Origin of the sequence: Bacteroides sp. DH3716P, assembly GCF_025914115.1 — a bacterium.
In the GTDB taxonomy this organism is placed as follows: domain Bacteria; phylum Bacteroidota; class Bacteroidia; order Bacteroidales; family Bacteroidaceae; genus Bacteroides; species Bacteroides ovatus.
Genome location: NZ_CP083673.1, coordinates 2,817,416 through 2,840,869, shown reverse-complemented (window position 1 = coordinate 2,840,869; position 23,454 = coordinate 2,817,416). Strand labels below are relative to the sequence as shown.

The window sequence follows — 23,454 nt, the reverse complement described above, 5'->3', positions numbered from 1 at the left end:
ACATTTGCAGCTGGAAATAACTAAAAATCATTCAAATAAATTATAGAACTATGCTAAAAAAAATTGCACTTGTAATGTTGCTTGCACTCCCAATGGGTGTATTTGCACAGAACCTGAAATTCGGCCACATTAATGCACAGGAAATCATCACTGTGATGCCGGAATTCACCAAAGCTCAAAATGATATTCAGACTTTAGAAAAACAACTTACTGCCGAACTACAGAGAACGCAGGAAGAATTCAACAAGAAATATCAGGAATTCCAACAAGCTATCGCTAAGGATTCTCTTCCTCCTAACATCGCTGAAAGAAGACAAAAAGAATTGCAAGATATGATGCAAAGACAAGAGCAATTCCAACAAGATGCTCAACAGCAAATGGCGAAAGCACAAAATGATGCCATGGCTCCTATCTACCAGAAGTTGGACAATGCTATCAAAGCAGTAGGTGCTGCTGAAGGTGTGATCTATATCTTCGACCTGGCAAGAACTTCGATTCCTTATGTAAACGAATCACAGAGCATCAACTTGACTAGCAAGGTAAAAGCAAATCTTGGTATCAAATAAGAGCTGACCAAGAATAAAGAAATACCAAAAGGGAAAGAGAAAGAAGGATCATCTTCTTTCTCTTTCCCTTTTTTTGGTGTACATTTGCGTATATAAATCAAGTGTGTCATGAAGCAACATCTATCCCATACGCCCGGACCTATCGGAGTATTCGACTCCGGATACGGAGGTCTGACCATCTTAGACAAGATTAGAGAAGTATTACCGGAATATGATTATATCTATTTGGGAGATAATGCACGTGCCCCCTATGGGACACGTTCTTTCGAAGTCGTATACGAATTTACCCGGCAAGCCGTCAACAAACTGTTTGATATGGGATGCCATCTGGTTATATTAGCTTGCAATACTGCTTCCGCCAAAGCCTTGCGCAGCATTCAGATGAATGATTTACCCCAAATCGATCCTGCCCGCCGTGTGCTCGGAGTCATCCGCCCCACTGTAGAATGTGTTGGAGAGATTAGCAAGAATCAGCATATCGGCGTACTGGCAACAGCAGGCACCATCAAATCCGAATCGTATCCATTAGAAATACATAAACTATTTCCTGAAATTCAGGTTAGCGGGACAGCATGTCCGATGTGGGTATCCTTAGTTGAGAATAACGAATCACAAGACGAAGGAGCAGACTATTTTATCCGGAAGTACATCGACCAATTACTGTCAAAGGATCCTCAAATAGATACTGTCATCCTCGGATGTACCCATTTCCCTATACTCCTACCTAAAATCCGGCAATACATCCCGGATCATATCAGTGTAATTGCACAAGGAGAGTATGTTGCAGAAAGCCTGAAAGACTATCTGAAAAGACATCCCGAAATGGATGCCAAATGTACCAAGAATGGCAACTGCCAGTTTTACACGACCGAAGCGGAAGAAAAGTTTTCAGAATCGGCCTCTACTTTCCTGAAACAGCAGATTAGCGTAAAACATATCACACTCGAATAATTTTTAAGAAAATAAATAACCATTTCTCTCTCTTTTTTGTTATATTTGTAGATAACAACCCCTAATAAGTAAGATCATGAAAGAAGAAGATTATAGCAAGGCAATAGAAGTATTCTCCGGATCCCCCTGGGAAGCCGAGATCATTAAAGGGTTATTAGAAAGCAATAATATCCGTTGTGTAATCAAAGATGGAATTATGGGGACATTAGCACCCTATATCGCTCCTTCCGTATCCGTCCTCGTGACAGAGGAAGAATACGAAGCAGCCACCGAGCTAATCAGAAGCCGAGACGAGAAAGGTAGCGATTGATACGGTCCAGTCCTTCTTTGATATTCTCCAATGAGTTTGCATAGGAGAAGCGTACATATCCTTCACCTCCCGTACCAAAGTCCACCCCGGGAGTAATGCCGACATGCGCATGTTCGAGTACATCGAATGCAAAGCGATAAGAGTCGGTAGTAAATTTGTGTGCGTTGGCAAAAATGTAAAATGCTCCTTGAGGTTCTACTTTAATCTCAAACCCCATTTCCCGAAGACGAGTAATCATGTACCGGCGACGCTCATCATAAATCTGTTTCATCCGTTCCACATCCGAATCAGCCTGCCGCAATGCAGCAATCCCAGCCTGTTGGGCAACGCTGGACGCACAAATAAATAGATTTTGCTGCAACTTCTGCAAAGAACGCATACAAGATTTAGGTGCAATCAAATAACCCAGCCGAAGACCTGTCATCGCAAAACGTTTAGAAAATCCGTTCAGGACAAAAGCCTGATCGGTATATTCAAGAATGCTGTGCGCACGTCCTTCATAGACAAGTCCATGATAAATCTCATCCGAAATAACAGGAACTCCCAGTGCTGCCACTTCTCTCAAGAATTTTTCATCCAGCAACATTCCGGTCGGATTCATCGGAGAATTAATAAAGATAGCCGCTGTATGTGGATTCACACATTTACGAATAGCTTCTATGTCGTATTGCAGATATTCTTTAGACAAAGGAACCAAAACGGGTTTAGCCTGGGTAGCCAACACAAAATTACGGTAACAAGCGTATCCCGGATTGGAAAGAATCACTTCACTATCCGTATTACAGAGCAACATCAACGCAAGAAGAATGGATGGAGAAGAGCCGGAAGTCACCACAATGCAATCCGGATCTACCGTCACTCCATATTCCCGTAGATAAAAAGCAGCAATTTCCCGCCGGAGTTCCGGGTCCCCCAAAGAATGTGTATAGTGAGTAAGATGACGATCATAAGCCGCTTTTGCTGCTTCCGACACACAAGACGGTACATCAAAATCGGGTTCACCAACTTCCAAATGAATAATATCAACACCTTGTTTCTGTAATTCGTTTGCCCTCTCCAACACATCCATTACGATGAAGGAGGTCATCTGTTCTACTTGTGGATTTGTATGTTTCATTGTTTATCTTTTCTCTATCTGGCTGCAAAGATAATTCTTTTTAGCCTGTTTAGGTAGCATATCGGCAAAAAGCTCTATATTTGTGCTTTCAAATCGTTAGTAAGGATGAAACAGGAATTTACACGAATCGCAGTAAAAGTAGGAAGCAATGTATTGACACGCCGCGACGGAACGCTGGACGTTACCCGTATGTCGGCACTTGTTGACCAGATAGCGGAATTACATAAGTCCGGGGTAGAAATCATTTTGATTTCTTCGGGAGCTGTTGCTTCCGGACGCAGTGAAGTGCATCCGCAGAAAAAACTCGATAGTGTAGATCAGCGCCAATTATTTTCTGCTGTGGGTCAGGCCAAACTAATCAACCGTTACTACGAACTTTTCCGTGAGCACAATATACCTGTCGGCCAGGTACTGACAACGAAGGAAAGTTTTGGAACTCGCCGCCATTATCTGAATCAGAAAAATTGCATGACGGTAATGCTTGAAAATAATGTCATTCCTATTGTCAACGAAAACGATACGATTTCCGTCAGTGAGCTGATGTTCACCGATAATGATGAATTGTCCGGACTCATCGCTTCGATGATGGACACGCAGGCACTCATTATCCTAAGTAATATTGATGGGATTTACAATGGTTCTCCTTCCGATCCAAACTCTTCTGTTATCCGGGAGATCGGTCACGGCAAAGACTTATCCAACTATATTCAGACAACTAAGTCCAGTTTCGGACGGGGGGGGATGTTGACGAAAACCAATATTGCCCGCAAAGTTGCTGATGAAGGAATTACAGTGATTATTGCCAACGGGAAGCGGGATAATATTCTGGTAGATTTATTACAGCATCCTGAAGAAACTCTTTGTACACGTTTTATACCATCAGACGAACCGGTATCCAGCGTCAAAAAGTGGATTGCCCATAGTGAAGGGTTTGCCAAAGGGGAAATTCACATCAACGAATGTGCGACAGAAGTTCTAAACTCTGAAAAGGCTGTCAGTATCCTCCCCATCGGAATCACTCATATTGAAGGTGAATTTGAGAAAGATGACATTGTACGTATCATGGACTTTCAAGGAAACCAGGTTGGCGTTGGAAAAGTGAACTGTGACTCCAAACAGGCACAAGAAGCGATTGGCAAGCATGGAAAGAAACCAGTAGTACATTATGACTATCTATACATTGAATAATTAATAATAAGAATTTCTGTTTTATCCGATTTTAGACTAAAATTAGCTTGTTTCTGTACGGTTTTCACCACAGAGTACACAGAGGTGAATCTTGTTCATGACTGCACGGTAATAAACTGTTTCATCCTATTCTAGCAAGGGGATATTCTCACTGCAATGAGAAAAAGTTCTCATTGTAATGAGTATTTCTTCTCATCCCTATGAGTATTTTTTCTCATAGGGATAAGTATAGTTGAGAATGTTTACGGAAGTTTTTTTGAATTATAATTGTATGAGTTTACCTCATTTCTGCACCCAAATGAAGCTCTTATTCAGGTAGAATATTAGCTTCTTTAGTGAAGATAAGCGCTTTTATTTTCAGTTATATAATGTATTATAGATAGACATCTGCAACATAAATACAGGGACTTTATTTGCAAAAAACTATTAATAGCAGTATATTTGCCCTCTAAACAAACAATATAATCCCCATGCTACTAAAACATTGGAACCTTATACTCATATTTTTAACATTCTCAATTATATCTTGTGAGAGCAGTAAGAATGAACCTGAAGTAAACAGTACACCGTCATTTCCTGTCGGCAGAAAGTTTAATGTCAGTTTAAATATAGCTCCTTTTCTTGAAGTAGCCGAACAACCTTTAAGCCGTTCCACCTCCACGGTGGCTGACGGAATATATGCAGTTAATGTTTTTTGGAAAGGAAAAGGCCTGACTTCTTTTCAGCCCTATGCTTCAGGCCTTTTCGATAATCCATATCGAGTAGAAATCGGGTTAATCGAAGGATATGTGTATCGCTTTGACTGCAGCTTCCTGGGATATAAAGACCGCCCATATTATACAATACAAAGTGACAGCATACTTTATGGACTTCCTTTTTCATCTACTCTGCAGAAAGAGGTGAACGGGTTAGTCAACAACGATTTAAAGATTTCAATCAATCCCCTGAATATCAATGGGGCATTTCACCAACATATTTACAAAGGAGAAATGCATATAAAATGCGATAGTACTAGTACTCACCCTACCGTCAGACGCTTTTTCGGCAGTGAGCAATTGGACTTTTCAAATCCCAATATGAATACCTCCGTTTCAATGACATTGAAACGTGCTTATTATTCTATACAATTCGTTACAGACGAACTTGCACCGGGTGACTCCATCAAAATTAAAGCAGCGGACGTTGCTCCATTTTATCTACTATATTCCAAAGATGGAACATCCCGGACGGAGGAACGAATTATCTCTATGTACGATATATCCAACTATTATACGGCCAAACTTAAGGAAGAAGAAACAATCGCTTTCACTATTTCCTACCGCCCGGCCAATGAAGAGAAATGGTATTCTCTATATACCAATCAGAGTATTAAAATGAAAAGAAACAAAAAGAACATAATCAAAATAGTCAAGATAGATGAGCATATAGGGGATGCTACTATCTCTTTTGGTGAAGAAGCAGAAATGGAAGAATCAGAACAAGAAATAGGGAAATAATTATCATACTCAACAACTACTAAAAAAGATTCATATGAAAATCAAACATCTTATGATCGCAGGCTGTCTATTCACAGCTTTTACTCTACAATCATGTATTAAGGAGAAAGATCTGTATCAGGCACCTCCTACTACGTATTCCGAACTTAACTTACAACTGGACGGAGACTACCTCTCAACCGAACTGCCCATGGCACGTGCTACAACTCCAACCAAAATTAATGAAAGTGAAACATTAGTGGGAATCGCCATTACCATGACACCCAAAGAGGGACAGAATCCATCTTCAAAACCATACGCTTATGGTATTTTCCAGTTAGACAAGGCGAAAGATCCCAATAACCTAAAAATAAAAGTTATTGATGGATACACTTACCGCATCTCTTGCTCTATGATTGCAAATGCAAAGGACTCAATCATAAAAGACGAAAAAGGCTTCTTCGGAGCCCCTTTCGATTTGGAACGTAGCGGAAAAATCAAAGGGGAATGCCTGAACAAATTCCTGACTGCCGAACAAGCAGATGGAATCAAATTCTTATACAACATTGAAAACCCGAGAATACAAACGAGAAACGGATCACAAGACGCCTGCAACCGCCCGTTCATCGAACGTTATCATGGATTAAACGATAAAGTGGAAGTGACAGATGGCATGCAAAATCACATCATGCTCTATCGCCGTTTTTTCGGAGTAAAATTCAAACAAACAGGTTTAGAGAAAGGACGTCTTAGAATAAAACTTGAAGACGCACCAAGCATCTATTTGAATGCTAATGCAGATATTCATAAGACTGTTGAATCTGAATTAAAAATGGTCAGCATGAGAAATCTCACTGCCAATATACCTACTGGTGATAATCAACATTTAACAGAGAATGTAAAAGTGGAAGTATTTTGGGAAGAGACTCCAGGAGCAGAAGAAAAGACAATCATCAGTAGCAGTATCACATTCAAGAGAAACTATACCCATTCTATCGCACTAACCAATATTGAACATATAGGAACACCTAGTGACATAGGAATTGAAGTCGAATCAGGAGAAATGGGAGAAGATATTGAACAAGACATTCCATGGCAATGAGATAATGCCAAATAGGAGTTCGAATAACAAGCACTATACCAATATAGTGCATAAATGAAAAATACGAGATTCAGAATTGAGTCTCGTATTTTTTTAGTATTAATCTTGTAAAAAAACCAGTGAATAAGTAAAGAGCAACATTTATTTCTATTTTCAACAAGTTTTATTCACATCATTCACTATATTTGCATAGTTTATCTTTCCATTTAATGCAAAAAAGGAGCAAATGACTACAAATTTAAACGAGACCTTTGCCGCTGTACAAGTAGCAAGTCGGGAATTAGCCCTGCTGAATGATAATGTCATCAATCAGATTTTAAATGCAGTAGCTGACGCAGCAATTGCAGAAACACCTTTCATTCTTTCAGAGAACGAAAAAGACCTCGCACGGATGGACAAAAATGATCCGAAGTACGATCGGTTGAAACTGACGGAAGAACGTTTGAAAGGTATTGCCGCAGATACACGCAATGTAGCAACACTCCCCTCTCCTTTGGGTAAAGTGTTGAAAGAGAGTGTTCGTCCCAATGGAATGAAGTTGACGAAAGTCAGCGTTCCTTTCGGAGTCATAGGAATCATTTATGAAGCACGCCCTAATGTTAGCTTTGATGTTTTCTCCCTTTGTCTGAAGAGCGGAAATGCCTGCATATTGAAAGGAGGAAGTGACGCCGATTGTTCCAACCGGGCCATCATCAGTGTGATTCACAAAGTATTGAAGAAGTTCAAAATCAATCCGCACATTGTAGAATTACTTCCAGCTGATAGAGAGGCTACGGCAGCGTTACTGAATGCTGTGGGCTACGTAGACTTGATTATCCCCAGAGGCAGCAGCAGTCTTATTCATTTCGTACGCGAGAATGCAAGGATTCCTGTCATTGAAACAGGAGCAGGTATCTGTCACACTTACTTCGATGAATTTGGGGATACAAACAAGGGAGCAGACATTATTCATAATGCAAAGACACGTAGAGTTAGCGTATGTAATGCATTGGACTGCACCATTATACATGAGAAGAGACTGGCCGACCTCCCTCTGATTTGCGAGAAACTAAAAGACAGCCATGTCATTATTTATGCTGATCCGCAAGCTTACCAGGCATTGGAAGGCCGCTATCCTGCCGAGCTCCTGGAACATGCAAAAGCAGAAAGCTTCGGCACGGAGTTTCTGGATTATAAAATGGCTGTCAAGACTGTAAAGAGCTTCGAAGATGCCTTAGGACATATTCAGGAAAACAGTTCTAAACATAGCGAGTGTATTGTTACCGAGAACGGGGAACGTGCAGCTTTATTCACCAGAATCGTGGACGCAGCTTGCGTATACACCAATGTGTCTACCGCTTTCACTGACGGGGCACAATTCGGATTAGGAGCCGAAATCGGAATCAGCACGCAAAAGCTACACGCACGCGGTCCGATGGGACTGGAGGAAATCACTTCTTACAAATGGGTCATTGAAGGAGATGGACAAACGAGAAGAAATTGAGACTATACCTATATGTTAAAAATCAAACAAGGTTTTGAGCGAAGCTAATTAAAAATTAAAAAATAAATGATATGAAGAAATTTACTTGTGTACAGGACATTGGCGATTTAAAATCAGCCCTTGCAGAAGCATTCGAAATCAAAAAAGAGCGCTTCAAATATGTAGAACTGGGACGAAACAAGACTTTAATGATGATCTTCTTCAACTCTAGTTTACGTACCCGCCTCAGCACACAGAAAGCTGCCATCAATTTGGGAATGAATGTAATGGTACTGGATATCAATCAAGGTGCATGGAAATTGGAAACTGAACGTGGCGTAATTATGGATGGTGATAAACCGGAACATATATTAGAAGCCATTCCGGTTATGGGATGCTATTGTGATATCATTGGAGTACGCTCTTTTGCCCGTTTTGAAGACCGTGACTTTGACTATCAGGAAACTATTATCAATCAATTCATCCAATACTCCGGACGTCCTGTCTTTTCGATGGAAGCGGCAACACGCCACCCATTGCAGAGCTTTGCCGACCTGATTACCATCGAGGAATACAAGAAAACAGTACGTCCCAAAGTAGTTATGACCTGGGCTCCTCATCCACGTCCATTGCCACAGGCTGTTCCTAATTCCTTTGCTGAATGGATGAATGCAACGGATTACGAATTTGTCATCACTCATCCCGAAGGTTATGAGCTTGATCCGCAATTTGTAGGTAATGCAAAAGTAGAATATGACCAGATGAAGGCCTTCGAAGGAGCCGACTTCATATATGCCAAGAACTGGGCTGCTTATTCTGGCGACAACTATGGACAGATATTAAGCAAAGATCGTGATTGGACTGTCAGCGACCGCCAAATGGCAGTTACCAACAATGCTTATTTCATGCATTGTCTTCCGGTTCGTAGAAATATGATTGTGACAGACGATGTCATTGAAAGTCCGCAATCTATTGTGATTCCGGAAGCTGCCAACCGTGAAATCTCGGCAACTGTCGTTCTGAAAAGGTTATTGGAAGGACTGAAATAACCCCAAAAAATAAAGTGCTGATAAATCAGCACTTTATTTCTCTATTTCTTTACCTGCTTCCTGCCAGGAATTAAATCCCTTATCAAGCTCAAAGACTTTATATCCCTTCTCGCTCAAAATTGCCGCAGCCTTCTTGCTTCGTTTTCCACTGCGACAATATACAGCCACCGGTTTGTCTTTTTGCAACAAAGAATCAGCCATTGAAGCAAAAGAGTCATCCATCACATTGATGTTGATCGTCTTCGTGATATGCCCCTCCGAATATTCCGCAAGTGTACGAACATCCAGACGTTGTATATCCTCATTCTGAATAAGAGAATCAAACTCCTCTACATTCATTGATTGAAAATCCCCTTTCTGCTGACAAGAGAAAAGGGAAGAGAGAAATAAAAATATTCCCACGATTAATTGATTCAATTTAAACATATACACTCCATTATTCAATTCTGTCCCGGAGTATAGTCAAACCCAGGATCACAGTACTTATCAGATTCTATCGGAGAGCCATCCTTATCGTACGTATAATATTTAAATTTAATCTTTATCGTCCGACCCGGATTCTCTTCATCTATATATTGCGCCAAAGGAACAGAAATGTAAGCACGCCGATTATAGTATTCTCCATCACTGTTCGCATCATGATATAATAACATATTCACAATGCCATTTGTTTTAAGTTCGGACACATCTTCCACTATGCCGAAAGTATGTCCCTTGCCCGTACTGACCTTGAGATTCAAAATCATATTCAGATAATCCCTTCCGAGCCAGATACTGACCATCTCTACCGGATCCAGCTTTATACCGTCCTTGTAAACCGGATCATCTTCCGGTTTAGGTACCGGCGTTATGAGCGATTGCAAAGAATATATAGTAGCAGTGTTCTCACCGGAAAGCACCTCATAGTTACTCATCACACGTCTGGAAGTGTTTGGAGAGATAGTAGAACCCGTACGGTCTTCCGAAACAGTCAAGACTTCTCCCTTATCAGGAATAAGCGTTTGTATACGACCGTCTTCTCCGGCCTCTACAGTCACAAATTCCAGTTTCACCGAAGGATAATAATAGTCATCATCTCCACAGGCAGTCATCAGGAAAAGCAATCCCCACAACCAAACAACATGTAATTTTCTTCTTTTCATCGGCAAGCTGCTAAATAATTAACTAACGGATTGGAATACATTAATAACAACTTCTCACGCAAAAAGTCTTCATCCTTATTCGGAATCTTGATCTTTGCCAATTGTTGTTCAATATAGTTCATAAACTGCTGTTTCTCTTCTTCCGTGTAATTGGACACGAATTCCGTTGTGCCATTCAGCCAATCATACGCCACATAATTTCCCGGATATATCCGGTAATTACGATGGATGCGGCGATCAAGACAAGCAGAAATTCGGGCAAACAAATCCGGTTTCGGCAACGAACGGTCCAAGCTTTGCAAGTCATCATTCAAACAAGGAGCAACCTGAAAATGTACCCTGCCTTTATATCCGAAAAGACCTGTCTGCATATTAATCAAATCGTCCTGTGTCGTCTTTTTATATCCTTCGATGTCTCTCTTCAGCTGAAACTCTTGCGCTTTCAGAAAATCACACGGATCATATTCGTATGAAATAGCAAGCGGAGCAATATTCATTTCCATCAGGCGGTCTATCAAATCGCCTTCACCTCCCATTGCCAACATTTTCAATACACTGTCTTGTGTACGGTCATTCGAATCTTTTGCACGTCCTTCACGCTGCGCAATCCAAATAGACTGATTCTTCTCTGAAATGGTGTAATGCATATAACGGGACATACGCGCTGAAGATTCCAACATTTGCCGCATGGTCAACGCCCGCTGTACAATAAATGATTTATTGACACGCACCAGTTTCTTAATCCAGGGATAAATAAGCAAATTGTCGCCAATCGCAATTTCTACCGTATCCATTCCCTGGTCAATCAACAAAATAGAGAGAAAGCCCGAATCAAGAATAATATCTCTATGATTCGATATATACGTATAAGCTTTACTTTTATCCGGTATGGCGGTATGATCCAGTGTCAGTCCGGCAGTATGATCTGCCGCTATCTTCCACAAAATGCCATAACAAAATGCCTCCTGAAAATCAAGCTTAGTCTTACAGGCACGCATTTTTTGCGCCAGAAGTTCAAATGGAACGTTCGGTATAGCACCGGTAGCAGCTTTCTGAAAAGCCGGATCGGCAATCAGTTCCTCAAAGATTTGAGGAAGTTCCTCATCATTGTAAGGACGAATTTCATTAAACTCTGTCAGATCCATAAGTCTCAAGTATTATGTGCTCAAGTATTAAGTAATAAGTATAAAGTATTAGACTGCGTACAAACCGCATGGTTAATACTTTATACTTGATACTTAATACTTAAAACTTGTTTTCAATAATATCAGTCATCACATCCTTTATATCCAGTCCGGCTGCACGCACTTGCTGGGGAATAAAACTGGTAGTAGTCATTCCCGGAGTAGTATTTACTTCGAGAAGATTCAGTTTTTCACCGGCAGTTATAATGTAATCTACACGGATAATGCCGGAACAACCTAATATATCATAGATAGCTGAAGTCAGCATCTGTACGCGTTTGGTCAATTCATCCGAGATACGCGCAGGAGTGATTTCATCTACCTGTCCATTATATTTAGCATCATAATCAAAGAACTCATTGTGCGTCACTACTTCCGTAGGTGGAAAGATGACCGACTTCTCTTTTGTCTTATAACAGCCGCAAGTCAGTTCCGTTCCGTCCATAAACGCTTCAACAATCACCTCTTCCGCTTCTCCGAAAGCTTTAACAATGGCCGGTTGTATTTGTTCTTTTGTCTTCACTTTCGTAACTCCGAAACTCGAACCTCCCAGACTAGGCTTGATAAAACAAGGCAGGCCAATCTTTTCCACTACTTCCTCGTCAGAAACCGATTGTCCTTGGCGCAACAACAATGATTCGGCAATGCGCACTCCAAAAGCCTTCAGATATTGATTGCAGGTAAACTTGTCATAAGTAATGGCAGCCGCCAACACTCCACAACAGGAATACGGAATACGCATCATATCAAAATAGCCTTGCAGCCTGCCATCCTCACCCGGCGTACCGTGGATGGTGATATAAGCAAAGTCGAACACAACCTTCTCCGTTCCGTTCGTAAAACTAAAGTCGTTTCTATCCACCGGCACTTTGTTTCCGTCCGGTAATTGTACTTCCCAGCGACGGCCTTCCATCTCCACGATATACAAATTATACTTTTCCTTATCAATAAAGGAATAAATACCCTGTGCGCTACGCAGGGAAACTACGATTTCAGAGGTATCTCCTCCTGCTACGATAGCGATGTTGCGTTTCATTCTAATTCTCTATTACTTATATAGCCTCTCCACTTCTCGATAAGCCGGGTCATGTCATCCGGAAGTTCGGAAGTAAAATACATCTCTTCACCTGTGACGGGATGCACAAACCCCAATGTCATAGCATGCAAAGCCTGTCGGGGACAAGTGTCAAAGCAATTATTTACAAACTGTTTGTATTTACTAAAATGGGTTCCTTTCAGTATCTCATGACCGCCATAGCGTTCGTCATTGAACAACACATGACCGATATGTTTCATGTGGACACGAATCTGATGAGTACGTCCTGTCTCAAGTATACATTCCACAAGGGTTACGTATCCCAGTCTTTCCAGTACGCGGTAGTGTGTAACGGCATGTTTGCCCACTGTCGGATCGGACATCACCGCCATTTGCATCCGGTCTCTCGGATTACGGGCAATATTACCGACAATCGTTCCTTCATCCTGTTCCATAACACCCCACACCAAAGCACGATATTTGCGTTTGGTAGTCTTATTAAAAAATTGAATTCCCAGATTTGTTTTGGCATCCGGTGTCTTGGCAATCACCAGTAAGCCTGAAGTATCTTTATCGATGCGATGAACAAGTCCCACGTGCGGGTCATTGGCATCATAATCCGGTATATCCTTCATGTGCCAGGCCAGCGCATTGACCAGCGTGCCGTGATAGTTTCCGTGTCCCGGATGCACGACCAATCCCGCCGGTTTATTCACAACCATCAGATAAGGGTCTTCATAAACGATAGTAAGGGGAATATTTTCAGGAATAATTTCATTTTCATAACGGGGACGGTCCATCATCACCGTAATGACATCCAGCGGTTTCACTTTGTAGCTACTCTTCACCGGTTTGCCATTGGCCATAACGAATCCGTCTTCGGCAGCCTTCTGAATACGGTTGCGCGAAGCATTGACAATACGTTCGAACAGATATTTGTCGACTCTGACCATCGCCTGTCCCTTGTCTACAACCACGCGGAAGTGTTCGTAAAGCTGGGATTCGTCACCGACAGGTTCTATATCATCCAAATCATTCTCCAGTTCATCCGGAAGTTCTTCCTCTATCATGCGAGTCCGTTTCTGTTATTTATCTATTAAAACCAACTATCATCTTGAGCAGGTGATGATTCCGACGTAACCGGTTTCTCCGTATCCACGGAAACATCGACCGAGTCCTCTTCTTCCGACATATCACCGGAGCCGTCTCCCACCATCAATGTCAAAGAAGCCCCTAAAGGAATCTTTTCTCCGGCAGCCAACTGACGTCCCTGATATTTCACACCGTACACCCAGTCTTTCTCACCATTTACCAATTGAACCTGATTCAGCTTGAAACCAGCATTCAGTAACTTAGCCTGTGCCTGACGGAGCGAGCTGTTGTCCGCCACATCGGGAATGGCACGTAAAGGGACATCCAGGGTATTGACTGTCAGGTATACTGTACGTCCTTCCTTCACTTTTTCACCGGCTCCCGGTTTCAGTTCAAGAATGATACCCGCTGCTTTATCTTTGACATATTTGGTATCAGAAATCACATATACCAAACCGTGATTCCGGAACATCTTCGTAGCTTCTTCCACTGTCATTCCCTTCACATCGGGAACTACCACGCTTTCACCATGATGTGTATGTATATCAAGCCATTTCAACACACCAAATATCATCACTACCATCACCACAATCATGGCGATAATATTCACCCAGAAATATTTATTGGTTTTAAAAGAAAAGAATTCTTTAATAGTCATACGCATTGCTGTTAATATGCGCCAAAGATACGACAAAATAGTTGAACTTTTAAAAAGTAGGCGATGAAAAATGTCCCTACCTATTATGCAAAGACGCTTATCATCGCCAGAATTGCTGCAACTATAATCCCCACTCCTATAGATTTCAACAACCTTATTATAATGATACGGGGTTTCATGTCCCGGATATACTCTACCATCGCGTATGTTCGTTTATGAGTTTTATTTAATCTCACAAAGAAAAGCAAAAAGTCATAAATAAGAGCAAACAATACCGCTTTTTAACATACTATCCCCTTGAAAAACAGAGAAACAAAAAAGGCGAAGATTAAATTCTCCGCCTTTTTTGTTTCCTGATGACAAGTGATTATCACTTTTGTCCGTTGTACTCATCAGAAACAGTCAGTTTCTTTCTGCCTTTCGCACGACGAGCAGCTAATACTCTACGACCATTAGCCGATGCCATTCTCTCACGGAAACCGTGTTTGTTCTTTCTCTTTCTGTTAGAGGGTTGAAATGTTCTTTTCATTACTGTATCTTGTTTTTATGTTATTATTCTACGTAATCGGGCTGCAAAAATAGGCACTTTTTTTAAATTAACCAAGAGATAACTCATTTTTGCTCAAAAGTTTTTGTGTTTTTTACCGATTTAGATTACTTTTGCAGTCGAATTCCTGCGAAAACAATTAAATAACAATAATATAATAAGAAAAATAGCAGTATGATTAATGCTCAAGACATCAAAAACGGAACTTGTATCCGTATGGACGGAAAGCTCTATTTCTGTGTAGAATTCCTGCATGTAAAACCAGGTAAAGGTAACACTTTTATGCGTACTAAATTGAAAGATGTAGTTAGCGGATACGTTCTCGAACGCCGTTTCAACATCGGTGAAAAGTTGGAAGATGTACGTGTAGAACGTCGTCCATACCAATTTTTGTATAAAGAAGGAGAAGATTATATCTTTATGAACCAGGAAACATTCGATCAACATCCTATCGCTCACGATCTGATTAATGGTGTTGACTTCCTGCTCGAAGGTTCAGTATTGGAAGTTGTTTCTGATGCTTCTACTGAAACTGTACTTTATGCAGACATGCCGATCAAGGTTCAGATGAAGGTGACTTATACAGAACCGGGCATGAAAGGTGATACAGCTACTAACACACTGAAACCTGCAACTGTGGAATCAGGTGCAACAGTACGTGTTCCTTTGTTCATCAGCGAGGGTGAAACAATCGAAATCGATACTCGTGACGGTTCTTACGTAGGACGTGTGAAAGCATAATTTGCAAAAACATATAAAAATAGCCGGGAGTCCAAGGACTTCCGGCTATTTTTATATTCATACAGTTCTATTATTTATATCCTGCAGCTTTCGCAATTCTTTTAGGAATTTCTGTATTGTCAATCTTCTCACCAAACAGTTGAGAACCTGCACCAATAGCAAATACAGGAACATAACCGGCAGAGTGCCCGCCACTTACCCAACCTATCATAGCGATTTCATCCATCACTTCCTTTGCACGTGCAGCCATCGGTTCGCTCTTAGAGTACATACTTTCAGCAAATACGACTTTATTCTTCACGAATGATTTCTCAAATTCATCACGCAACGTCTTTTCCTGTTCCCAAGAAAGAGGGAATTGTTTCCAGAAGCCCATTTCTTCGCCGAGGAATGTTTTCATGTCCTCCCAAGTGACTTTATTGCCTTTTGATTTTCTCAATTCACTGATACGTTGTGAAAGTCCGTCAGCAGAATGTTTCTGATATTGCAATGCTTTCAGGTTCAACGCATATTTTCCCGTACCGAGCACGATACCACCTGTTTCATGGTCTGCGGTAATCACAATCAGCGTTTCTTTCGGATGTTTCTTATAGAATTCATAAGCTACTTTGATGGCATTATCCATGTCTTTCACTTCGTTGAACACAGTAGCGGCGTCATTAGCGTGGCATGCCCAGTCTATTTTACCTCCTTCTACCATCAGGAAAAAGCCTTTATTATTGCCTTTAGTAAGAAAGTCAATAGCACTTTCCGTAATTTGTGCTAATGTCAAATCATTCTCTTTGCGGTCAATAGCATAAGGCAGACAAGAAGGATTGGCTCCCTCTTCCTGAATCAAGATCATCTTTTCTGCTTTTGCAGCTTTTGCCTTATAGTCATTGTAACCACGTGCTACTGTATATCCTGCCTCTTCAAAAATAGGGAAAATGCTCGGAGCTTCTTTCTTGTCATAAGTGGTGGTAGGTTTCAAGAAACCACCGCCTGCATAAAAATCGAAATTGGCTTTCGGCAAATCAAGAGCAATTTCATAATTCATATTACGATCGGGTTGATGTGCATAAAATGCGGCAGGAGTAGCATGATCCACACTGACAGAAGTCGTTACGCCCACCTTTTTTCCTGCTTTCTTTGCTTTTTCTGCGACAGTCTGAATAGCTTTTTTATCTTCTCCTACAGAAATAGCGCCATTATAAGTTTTCTTTCCTGTTGCCAATGCAGTACCTGCAGCTGCAGAGTCTGTTACTGAATTTTTAGCAGAGAAAGTGGTTGCTACGGTAGCAACCGGAAATTGAGTAAATAACAAAGGCTCGACTCCAATACGACCATTTTGAATTTCCGCCTGATACATCTCCGTACCATTTACTTGATTGACTCCCATTCCATCTCCGATGAAATAGAATACGTACTTTGCCTGCCCGTTGGCTACAACGGAGATAAGGACAAAGAACAGTGTGTAGACTAACTTTTTCATTTTCTAGTATATTTATTTTAGATTAGTTGTCTACAAAGGTAGAAAAAAAAGAGAGATGCACAGTGGATTATTGAACACTAAAAGTAGATATTTGCTTTATACACAAGCATTATTGGCTCGTATATTACGAAGTAATAACATATTGCTATCTGTGAATAACATTATAGGTTCATTACATTCTGCTCGAACATATCTTTATCTCCGGCAGCTTTATTACGCATCCGGCTACGATAATTATAGATAGTTGCCAAAGAATAACCGAGAAAATGAGCAATCTTGTTACTGTCTACTACTCCCAGACGGATAAGGGCAAAGATACGAAGTTCTGTTGTCAGAAGTTCATCGGATTTAGGATACACTCTTCCTTCTTCTACCAGCAAATTATTGAAAGCTGAAATAAAGTTCGGGAAAAGTTTCAGAAAAGACCTGTCGAACTCATTATAGAATTCATCCCGCTCATCCCGGATAAACTGTTCGGACTTGATAGCTTTAAACAAATCTTCGATACGCGATGCCATTGCCAATTTTGCCAATGAACGACGATAAGTTTCCAGTTTGTCGAGATAGTTGACACATCTGTCCAGATAGCGGGCGATATAGACTTCTTTTATTTTTCCGGTTTGCTCCAGTTCCGCGTTGACCGCAGACATTTGTTTGTTAGCCAGACTAAGATTCCGCCGCATAACAGACAACTTCTTCATCCAACGATATAGATAGAAAATAGCAATCAGAAGAAACAAAGACAACAAACTGACACTAATCAACATAGCGCGGGAAACGGCACGTTCTTTTTCTTCTTTTAATTTATACGCCTTGTCGATAATCGGAAAAAACTCCGTCACCTCAATAAACCGCAAACGGGCATTACACGCCACAGCATCTTCCATCGAGCAACTCAAGTATTTGTAGGCACGGTCAATATCTCCTGATTCATACATCAGATGCGCGAGTTTCTGCAATGAAGCATACTCCCTCACCGGAGTTTCCAGATCCGCAATGGCAGTCAGAATCAGATAGTAAACTTCTTTTTCGATATCTTTCTTCATACTATAAGCTTCGGAAAGAGTATAATAAATATATACTTTCTGACGTTCATCCTGAATTTCTTTCAAAGCATTGTTCAGCATATCCACAGCGACATCGGCTTTCCCGTTCATTATGCATTTTTCGGCTAAAACAATCGTTTTGTTTGCCTCTGGAGGCATCGCAGCAATAATGGAATCTCTATATAAATCGGTTTTCTTCAAATACTTTTCTTTTTCATTCTTATTGGTCGTATAATCTGCTAACCACCCGTAGCAGGCACGATACGTCTGATAATAAGATAACCGAGTCCACTCATTCAATTTTTTAGGATCAATCCTCTCCAACTGTTCAATGGCTTCTATATACATTCCCATTACTCCCATTACCGTAGCACGATTAATGATGATCTCATACTCCAATTCCGGGCGGTTCAACAATGGAAGGATTTCCATCTCACGGTTAATATAATATAAGGACGAGTCTGCCTGATAATGCAAATAAGCACCAAAAAGAGAGGCATATAATTCATATTTTCGAACAGGATCAGTAGAATGGGCAAGTTCTAATTTCAAGTTATTAATCTCTTTCTCTTTCCGAATCTGGAAAGTCTCTTTCTTGCTTATAACTTCATCCAGCTTTTTAAGAGCAGCCGCATTATCCGTATGCATTGCACACAACGAAAAAGGAAAGAGCAAAAGAAGAAATAGCATATAAAGGGTTAGATTTTTCATAAGGTTCCTTTTTAAAGATGTTACAAATATAAGAAATATAGTAATGAAAACGAAAAATATGGGTATAACTATTTTCATTTTCACTTGTATTTTTCGGCATAAGGTATTAGAATATCCAACTAATTATCAGCAACATAGTCAGATAACAGGTTTATATTTCCATTCTAATCTCACAAAGGTGCACAGCATCCCCCTACATTTGCATCATCGGTTCTCCGAGCAAACAGTTAAAAATCTAGCTACCATGAAACGAAATTTGTTATTTGCTATTTTACTATTACTTCTATCGGGTTATCATCAAGCATTCGCCGCAACCAATATAAAGAAAGTGGCTCCTACCTTTTGGTGGGCAGGAATGAAGAATCCCGAACTACAAATACTTCTATACGGCGATGGCATATCATCCGCAGAGGTAAGTATTTCTTCTAATGACATCACCCTGCAGGACGTGGTGAAACAGGAAAATCCTAATTATCTGATCTTATATTTAGATCTTTCAAAAGCTATCCCTCAGCACTTCGACATTCTCCTGAAACAAGGTAAAAAACAGACTAAAATACCATACGAACTTAAACAGCGCAAAGAGAATGCTTCAGCAGTAGAAGGCTTCAACTCCAGTGATGTACTTTATCTCATTATGCCGGACCGCTTTGCCAACGGCAACCCCTCCAATGATATAATTCCCGGAATGTTGGAAGCAAACATAGACCGCAACGAACCTTTCGCCCGTCATGGCGGTGATTTAAAAGGAATAGAGAAACATTTGGATTATATTGCAGACCTCGGAGTTACGAGTATATGGCTTAACCCGATTCAGGAAAATGACATGAAGGAAGGCTCTTATCATGGATATGCCATCACCGATTACTATCAAGTAGACCGTCGCCTCGGAAGCAATGAAGAGTTTCGCAATCTCGTAAAAGAAGCCAATGCTAAAGGGCTAAAGGTAGTCATGGACATGATCTTCAACCATTGCGGTTCGAACAATTATCTATTCAAAGACATGCCTGCCAAAGATTGGTTCAACTTTGAGGGAAACTACATGCAGACCAGTTTCAAAACTGCCACCCAAATGGACCCTTATACTTCCGATTATGATAAAAAGCTGGCCATTGACGGTTGGTTCACACTGACTATGCCGGACTTCAACCAACGAAACCGTCACGTAGCCACTTACCTGATACAGAGTAGTATCTGGTGGATAGAATATGCGGGTATCAACGGAATCCGCCAGGATACACATCCTTACGCCGACTTTGAAATGATGGCGCATTGGTGCAAAGCGGTCAATGATGAATATCCTTCATTCAACATTGTCGGTGAGACATGGCTGGGCAGCAATGTACTGATCTCCTACTGGCAGAAAGACAGTAAACTTGCTTATCCGAAAAACAGTTATCTTCCTACTGTCATGGATTTCCCACTGATGGAAGAAATAAATAAAGCTTTCGACGAAGAAACCACCGAATGGAACGGAGGACTTTTCAGACTCTACGAATACCTCTCACAGGATATTGTCTACGCCGATCCAATGAGTCTGCTGACCTTCCTCGATAATCACGATACTTCCCGTTTCTACCGTTCGGAGGAAGATACCAAGAACCTGAACCGATATAAACAAGCCTTGACATTCTTACTGACTACCCGTGGAATTCCACAAATATATTATGGAACTGAAATCCTGATGGCAGCCGACAAAGCAAATGGAGACGGATTACTCCGATGTGACTTTCCGGGAGGTTGGCAGAATGACGCCAAAAACTGTTTTGAAGCAACCAACCGTACTCCGCAACAAAATGAAGCCTTCTCTTTTATGCAAAAACTGCTCCAATGGAGAAAAGGAAATGAAGTCATCGCCAAAGGCAAACTAAAACATTTCGCACCCAATAAAGGCATTTATGTTTATGAACGCAAATACGGTAACCAATCAGTCGTTGTCTTTCTGAATGGAAACGACCGGGAACAGACTATTGACTTACATCCTTATCAGGAAATACTCTCCACCTCGTCTGCTCATGATTTGCTCACAGACAAAAAGATTGAATTAAGAAATGAATTAACACTTCCAAGCCGTGGGATATACCTTTTAGCCTTCTAAGCAAGTTCACTACGACTTATATTTATCCAATGAAATCAGATAGATAAACAATTATAAAACAAGATACTAGCATTTATACAAACTTGTATTTTTATTCTAATCAAGCAAAAAAGTGAAGGTGGTTGCTACATTTGCAATATCCGAAACAAACAGGAATAGAAATATCGGTTAGCTTACAATTTAATACCATAAATAGAATGAAAAAGAAAAAGTTTTTTTCGATCATCGCATTCCTTTGCATCTCATTCATTGCGAATGCACAACAGAAACTGACCTCACCGGATGGCAATCTGGTTCTGACCTTTCAGGTTAACAAAGAAGGCGCACCAACCTACGACTTGACTTACAAAGGCAAGGTGGTAATTAAGCCGAGCACTCTCGGACTGGAATTGAAAAAAGAAGATAATACCAGAACCGACTTTGACTGGGTAGACCGCAGAGACCTCACCAAGCTCGATTCTAAATCCAATCTTTATAATGGCTTCAAGCTGAAAGATGCGCAAACGACTACCTTTGACGAAACCTGGCAACCAGTCTGGGGAGAAGAAAAGGAAATCCGCAATCAGTATAACGAACTGGCAGTCATTCTGTTTCAGCCAATGAACGACCGTTCCATCGTTGTTCGCTTCCGCCTGTTCAATGATGGTTTGGGATTCCGTTATGAATTTCCGCAACAGAAATCACTGAACTACTTCGTTATCAAGGAAGAACATTCCCAATTTGCCATGGCAGGCAACCATATCGCATACTGGATACCGGGCGATTACGACACTCAAGAGTACGACTACACCATCTCCCGTCTATCGGAAATCAGAGGTTTGATGCAACAGGCGATCACTCCAAATTCTTCTCAAACCCCATTTTCACCGACAGGTGTACAGACGGCACTGATGATGAAAACAGATGATGGTTTATACATCAATCTGCACGAAGCCGCTTTGATTGATTATTCTTGTATGCACCTCAATCTGGACGACAAAAACATGATATTCGAATCCTGGCTGACACCGGATGCAAAAGGGGATAAAGGTTACATGCAGACTCCGTGCAACTCTCCGTGGCGTACGATCATCGTCAGTGATGATGCACGTAACATTCTCGCCTCCCGCATCACCCTCAACCTGAACGAACCTTGTAAGATTGCAGACGCCGCCTCCTGGATTAAACCGGTGAAATATATAGGCGTATGGTGGGACATGATTACCGGAAAAGGTTCCTGGGCTTATACAGATGAACTGACCAGCGTGAAACTTGGCGTTACAGACTACTCCAAAACCAAACCGAACGGCAAACATTCTGCCAATACAGCTAACGTGAAACGTTACATCGACTTTGCCGCAGCCAACGGATTTGATGCAGTGCTGGTAGAAGGTTGGAATGAAGGATGGGAAGACTGGTTCGGCAACAGCAAAGACTATGTATTTGACTTCCTGACTGCATATCCTGATTTCGACGTACAGGAAATCCATCGTTATGCTGCAAGCAAAGGAATTAAAATGATGATGCACCATGAGACTTCTGCATCTGTTCGCAACTACGAACGTCACCTGGATAAAGCTTACCAATTCATGGTAGACAATGGATATAACTCGGTTAAAAGCGGTTATGTGGGTAATATCATTCCACGCGGAGAACATCATTACGGTCAATGGATGAATAATCATTACCTGTATGCCGTGAAAAAAGCCGCCGATTATAAAATCATGGTCAATGCACACGAAGCAACCCGTCCAACCGGTATCTGCCGTACATATCCCAATCTGATCGGTAATGAATCCGCACGTGGAACAGAATATGAATCATTTGGAGGAAATAAAGTATACCACACGACGATTCTGCCTTTCACACGCCTGGTCGGTGGTCCGATGGATTACACTCCCGGCATCTTCGAGACTCACTGTAACCAGATGAATCCGGCAAACAACTCCCAGGTACGTTCAACCATTGCACGCCAACTGGCATTGTATGTCACCATGTATAGCCCTTTGCAGATGGCTGCCGATATTCCGGAAAACTACGAACGCTTTATGGATGCTTTCCAGTTTATCAAAGACGTCGCTCTCGACTGGGACAAAACAATCTATCTGGAAGCAGAACCGGGAGAATACATCACAATTGCCCGCAAAGCAAAAGGAACGGACGACTGGTACATAGGCTGCACAGCCGGTGAAAACGGCCACGACTCCCAATTAACGTTCGATTTCCTGGAACCGGGAAAACAATACGTCGCTACCGTATACGCAGATGCCAAAGATACCGACTGGAAAGATAACCCGCAGGCATACACCATCAAAAAAGGTATCTTGAATAATAAAAGCAAACTGAATCTGCACGCTGCCAATGGCGGTGGATACGCAATCAGTATCAAAGAGGTGAAAAACAAATCAGAGTTTAAGGGATTGAAAAGACTATAAATAAAGGATAGTCTTAAAAAAAGTGTTTTCAATAGGTATTTTTAAAGAAACTTTTAAGAGAGAGAAATAATATTACTATATTGTTAACTTTAAT

The 23,454-nt window shown here is 41.2% G+C and carries 21 protein-coding genes; 11 read left to right on the top strand and 10 right to left on the bottom strand.

From position 1 onward, the window contains the following. Positions 1-50: 50 nt before the first annotated feature. The 3 genes from KQP79_RS10520 to KQP79_RS10510 all read left to right on the top strand — a co-directional run bounded on the left by KQP79_RS10520 (position 51) and on the right by KQP79_RS10510 (position 1,827). Positions 51-566, top strand: a complete 516-nt coding sequence (locus KQP79_RS10520) for an OmpH family outer membrane protein (RefSeq protein WP_004310501.1) — start codon at positions 51-53, stop codon at positions 564-566. A gap of 108 nt (positions 567-674) precedes the next feature. Next, positions 675-1,517: a glutamate racemase gene (gene murI, locus KQP79_RS10515; protein ID WP_004310502.1), complete on the top strand. Its 843-nt coding sequence runs from the start codon at positions 675-677 to the stop codon at positions 1,515-1,517. Positions 1,518-1,593: 76 nt separating this feature from the next. After that, positions 1,594-1,827, top strand: a complete 234-nt coding sequence (locus KQP79_RS10510) for a DUF2007-related protein (RefSeq protein ID WP_004299777.1) — start codon at positions 1,594-1,596, stop codon at positions 1,825-1,827. Here the strand turns inward: KQP79_RS10510 and KQP79_RS10505 are convergent. Beyond that, positions 1,796-2,944 (bottom strand): pyridoxal phosphate-dependent aminotransferase, encoded by a 1,149-nt coding sequence (locus KQP79_RS10505; protein WP_004310503.1) that lies wholly within the window; start codon positions 2,942-2,944, stop codon positions 1,796-1,798. The two genes, KQP79_RS10510 and KQP79_RS10505, sit on opposite strands and share 32 nt — an antisense overlap. Before the next feature lie 105 nt (positions 2,945-3,049). Here KQP79_RS10505 and proB point away from each other — a divergent pair, with 105 nt between their 5' ends. From proB to KQP79_RS10480, 5 genes are all read left to right on the top strand, one after another. Further along, complete coding sequence (gene proB / locus KQP79_RS10500; protein ID WP_004310504.1) at positions 3,050-4,132, top strand: glutamate 5-kinase; 1,083 nt, start codon at positions 3,050-3,052, stop codon at positions 4,130-4,132. 470 nt (positions 4,133-4,602) lie between these two features. Beyond that, complete coding sequence (locus tag KQP79_RS10495) at positions 4,603-5,628, top strand: hypothetical protein (protein WP_004310505.1); 1,026 nt, start codon at positions 4,603-4,605, stop codon at positions 5,626-5,628. A 34-nt stretch (positions 5,629-5,662) separates the two neighbouring features. Then, the gene (locus tag KQP79_RS10490; RefSeq protein WP_004299773.1) at positions 5,663-6,709 is read left to right on the top strand and encodes a hypothetical protein; all 1,047 of its coding nucleotides are present in this window, start codon (positions 5,663-5,665) and stop codon (positions 6,707-6,709) included. Positions 6,710-6,935: 226 nt separating this feature from the next. Next, positions 6,936-8,192 (top strand): glutamate-5-semialdehyde dehydrogenase, encoded by a 1,257-nt coding sequence (locus tag KQP79_RS10485; protein ID WP_004299772.1) that lies wholly within the window; start codon positions 6,936-6,938, stop codon positions 8,190-8,192. A 71-nt stretch (positions 8,193-8,263) separates the two neighbouring features. After that, complete coding sequence (locus tag KQP79_RS10480) at positions 8,264-9,220, top strand: acetylornithine carbamoyltransferase (RefSeq protein ID WP_004310506.1); 957 nt, start codon at positions 8,264-8,266, stop codon at positions 9,218-9,220. A 33-nt stretch (positions 9,221-9,253) separates the two neighbouring features. Here the strand turns inward: KQP79_RS10480 and KQP79_RS10475 are convergent, their stop codons facing one another. The 7 genes from KQP79_RS10475 to rpmH form a co-directional block, all read right to left on the bottom strand. Continuing rightward, positions 9,254-9,646 carry a rhodanese-like domain-containing protein gene (locus tag KQP79_RS10475; RefSeq protein WP_004299770.1) on the bottom strand — a complete coding sequence of 131 codons (393 nt, stop codon included), beginning with the start codon at positions 9,644-9,646 and terminating at the stop codon, positions 9,254-9,256. Between the two features lie 14 nt (positions 9,647-9,660). Next, the gene (locus tag KQP79_RS10470; protein ID WP_004310508.1) at positions 9,661-10,362 is read right to left on the bottom strand and encodes a NigD-like protein; all 702 of its coding nucleotides are present in this window, start codon (positions 10,360-10,362) and stop codon (positions 9,661-9,663) included. Continuing rightward, entirely contained in the window at positions 10,359-11,507 is a 1,149-nt protein-coding gene (locus tag KQP79_RS10465; RefSeq protein WP_004310509.1) for a 1-acyl-sn-glycerol-3-phosphate acyltransferase, read from the bottom strand. The genes KQP79_RS10470 and KQP79_RS10465 overlap by 4 nt, the downstream gene beginning before the upstream one ends. Before the next feature lie 100 nt (positions 11,508-11,607). Further along, a complete protein-coding gene (locus tag KQP79_RS10460) occupies positions 11,608-12,582 on the bottom strand; it encodes a D-alanine--D-alanine ligase (RefSeq protein ID WP_004299767.1) in 975 nt (324 codons plus the stop codon). Continuing rightward, positions 12,579-13,652, bottom strand: a complete 1,074-nt coding sequence (locus KQP79_RS10455; protein WP_004299766.1) for an RluA family pseudouridine synthase — start codon at positions 13,650-13,652, stop codon at positions 12,579-12,581. The genes KQP79_RS10460 and KQP79_RS10455 overlap by 4 nt, the downstream gene beginning before the upstream one ends. A 26-nt stretch (positions 13,653-13,678) precedes the next feature. Then, positions 13,679-14,332, bottom strand: a complete 654-nt coding sequence (locus KQP79_RS10450) for a PASTA domain-containing protein (RefSeq protein WP_004310510.1) — start codon at positions 14,330-14,332, stop codon at positions 13,679-13,681. 370 nt (positions 14,333-14,702) lie between these two features. Then, positions 14,703-14,861, bottom strand: a complete 159-nt coding sequence (gene rpmH, locus KQP79_RS10445) for a 50S ribosomal protein L34 (protein WP_004299762.1) — start codon at positions 14,859-14,861, stop codon at positions 14,703-14,705. Between the two features lie 192 nt (positions 14,862-15,053). On the opposite strand from rpmH, the gene efp reads away from it, so the two are divergent. Further along, positions 15,054-15,620, top strand: coding sequence for an elongation factor P (gene efp, locus KQP79_RS10440; RefSeq protein WP_004299761.1), 567 nt, complete (start codon positions 15,054-15,056; stop codon positions 15,618-15,620). A gap of 70 nt (positions 15,621-15,690) precedes the next feature. On the opposite strand, the gene KQP79_RS10435 is transcribed toward efp, so the two are convergent. Together KQP79_RS10435 and KQP79_RS10430 are read right to left on the bottom strand one after the other, a co-directional pair. After that, the gene (locus KQP79_RS10435) at positions 15,691-17,091 is read right to left on the bottom strand and encodes an alkaline phosphatase (protein WP_004310511.1); all 1,401 of its coding nucleotides are present in this window, start codon (positions 17,089-17,091) and stop codon (positions 15,691-15,693) included. 161 nt (positions 17,092-17,252) lie between these two features. Continuing rightward, the gene (locus KQP79_RS10430) at positions 17,253-18,848 is read right to left on the bottom strand and encodes a DUF6377 domain-containing protein (RefSeq protein ID WP_004305037.1); all 1,596 of its coding nucleotides are present in this window, start codon (positions 18,846-18,848) and stop codon (positions 17,253-17,255) included. Positions 18,849-19,092: 244 nt separating this feature from the next. Here KQP79_RS10430 and KQP79_RS10425 point away from each other — a divergent pair, with 244 nt between their 5' ends. Both KQP79_RS10425 and KQP79_RS10420 read left to right on the top strand, forming a co-directional pair. Next, complete coding sequence (locus KQP79_RS10425; protein WP_004299758.1) at positions 19,093-20,946, top strand: glycoside hydrolase family 13 protein; 1,854 nt, start codon at positions 19,093-19,095, stop codon at positions 20,944-20,946. Positions 20,947-21,143: 197 nt separating this feature from the next. Continuing rightward, complete coding sequence (locus KQP79_RS10420) at positions 21,144-23,360, top strand: glycoside hydrolase family 97 protein (protein WP_032856047.1); 2,217 nt, start codon at positions 21,144-21,146, stop codon at positions 23,358-23,360. Positions 23,361-23,454: the final 94 nt, after the last annotated feature.